This is a genomic window from Cytophagia bacterium CHB2, from assembly GCA_030263535.1.
GTDB lineage: Bacteria > Zhuqueibacterota > Zhuqueibacteria > Zhuqueibacterales > Zhuqueibacteraceae > Coneutiohabitans.
Genome location: SZPB01000602.1, coordinates 1 through 2,306, shown reverse-complemented (window position 1 = coordinate 2,306; position 2,306 = coordinate 1). Strand labels below are relative to the sequence as shown.

Below are 2,306 nucleotides of genomic sequence, written 5' to 3'. Positions count from 1 at the left end.
AGATCGGTTGGAATGATAATCGCAGTGGCGCGTTCGAAATCGGCCAGGGTTGAATCACAAAAACATGTCTCAGTCAAATTGGGCGTCGGCGTTTCCCACATGCCGCTGAAGCGCATAAAGTCGAGCCATACGCCATCAAAACCGGCGTCACGTTTTTGCGCCAGGCTGCGCAAGATGCGCGGCCAATACCAGCGTTGCGTCGGGCAAATGCCGTTGCCTTGCGCTGCGGGCACGCGGTTGCCGAAGCGATCCACCGGACGGAGTTGGGGATAGCGCCGCCAAAGCGCCTGACCGCCAAAGACGTTGAGGGTTGTGTAAATTCTAACGCCGATGGCTTTTAACGCTTTTTGCAAATCCGGGGAGATGGTGTCGACAAATACCGCGTTAATGTTATTCGCATATAACGTGGCAGCCGTTTCTTTGGGTGTGCCGGCAAACGGGCCGTGCGGGGCGAAGCCCCACAGCGCGCGAATCTGCGCCTGCGTTTGTGCGGTTGCGTCGAAAGTGCAAAAGAAAAATACGTTGACGATCAGAAGTTGAAGGAAATGTTTCATGTTCCTGTGACATGCTTGGTTCATCCTAAGACCCTTGATTTTTAGGCCACCGCCTCCGCCAGAATCTCGATCGCGTGTTTCGCCTGGCGTCCGGTGGCGTGCTCGATTTGGTGCCGGCAACTGAAACCGTTGGCCACGATGCGTTGATCAACCGGCACGGCATGGATTGCCGGAAACAAACGCTGGTCGCCGATCTTCAAAGAAATCTCGTAATGTTTTTTTTCATAACCGAACGCGCCGGCCATGCCGCAGCAACCAGAGTCCACTTCGGTAACGCTGCAGCCTGCCGCGCGCGCGAGCGCGCTTTTTGATGAATCCGTGCCAAACAATGACTTGAGGTGGCAATGGCCGTGATACAGGATTTTCTGATTGAGCGCTTTGAAAGCATTTGCTTTGCCATTAGTCGCCAAATGGCGCAAGACAAAATCTTCGATCGGCAAAAAATTATCCGCCACCAATTTGGCCTTGTCATAATCCCGCACCAAATCAAGATAATCTTCCTTCACGGCGGAAACGCAGCTCGGCTCGCAACCCACGATGGTCGCGCCCTGTGCCACAAATTTTTCCAGATGATCGACCACCGCTTCCGCGCGCGGCCGCGCGGCGCGCAACAACCCGTTTGAAATTTGCGCCCGGCCGCAGCAACCGGCGTTGGCCAGCACCACGCGATAGCCGAGCGCCTCGAGAACTTTAACCGCCGCCTGGCCGATCTCAGGCTCGTGGTAAGTTAAGAATGTATCGTTGAAGAGCACGACTTGCGGACGCGAATGATAGTCATTCTGCACAATTTTCCGGCGCTTGAACCAGCGATTGAAATTTTGCCGGGCATATAAGGGCAAGATACGACGCCGATCTATGCCGAGCACCTTTTCCATAACCTTGCGCATTGCGTTACTCTGCAGCACGCTGTTGATCAGGCCTGGAAATACGCCCGCAAGCTGCCCCAGAATATCCGGGCGTGAGAATAGCTGAGTCTTGAACGGGGTGCCATGTTCATCATAATAATGCGAAAGAAACTCATATTTCAATTTGGCAACATCCACGTTGGAGGGGCACTCGGATTTGCAGCCTTTGCAGGCCAGGCAGAGATCAAAAACTTCATAAAGCCGTTTGGTGGTGAAATGTTCAGTCGTAATCGCACCGGTAAGCGCCGCGCGCAAGGCGTTGGCGCGGCCACGCGTGGAATGTTCTTCGTCGCGCGTTGCCATGTATGAGGGGCACATGGTGCCGCCGGTGAGTTTGCGGCATTCACCCACGCCGGTGCACATTTCCACCGCGCGCGCGAAGCCGCCGTCTTCGCGATAGTGAAAATGAGTGTGCACGTGGCGCGTGTGGTAGTGCGGCCCGATGCGCAAATTTTCCTCCATGCCCTGCGCATCCACAATCTTGCCGGGATTCAAAATGCCCTGCGGATCGAACGCGGCTTTCAACTCGCGAAAAGCTTGATACAATTGCGGCCCGAAAAATTTCGGATTGAGATAGCTGCGCACCAGGCCGTCGCCGTGTTCGCCGCTCATCATACCGCCGTACTTCAACACCAAGTCGAGCGTGCCCTCGGAAATGCGGCGCATAAGTTTGACGTCATCCGCATCCCGGAGATTGAGCATGGTGCGCACATGCGCCAAGCCGACGCTGACATGCGCGTACATCGTCATCTCACGATTGAATGAGCCAATCAAGTCCGCGACTTCACGCAAGTACAGCGGCATAACCTCCACCGGAACGGCCGCATCTTCGATGAACTCGACCGGC

Annotated in this window: 2 protein-coding genes; both read right to left on the bottom strand. The window is 55.4% G+C overall.

What is annotated here, in order from left to right; all coding sequences use genetic code 11:
• The coding region (locus FBQ85_29360) for a hypothetical protein (GenBank protein MDL1879240.1) at positions 1–554 on the bottom strand (554 nt) is incomplete at its 3' end.
• A 41-nt stretch (positions 555–595) separates the two neighbouring features.
• Positions 596–2,306: oxidoreductase (locus FBQ85_29355; GenBank protein MDL1879239.1), on the bottom strand; the 1,711-nt coding region annotated here is incomplete at its 5' end.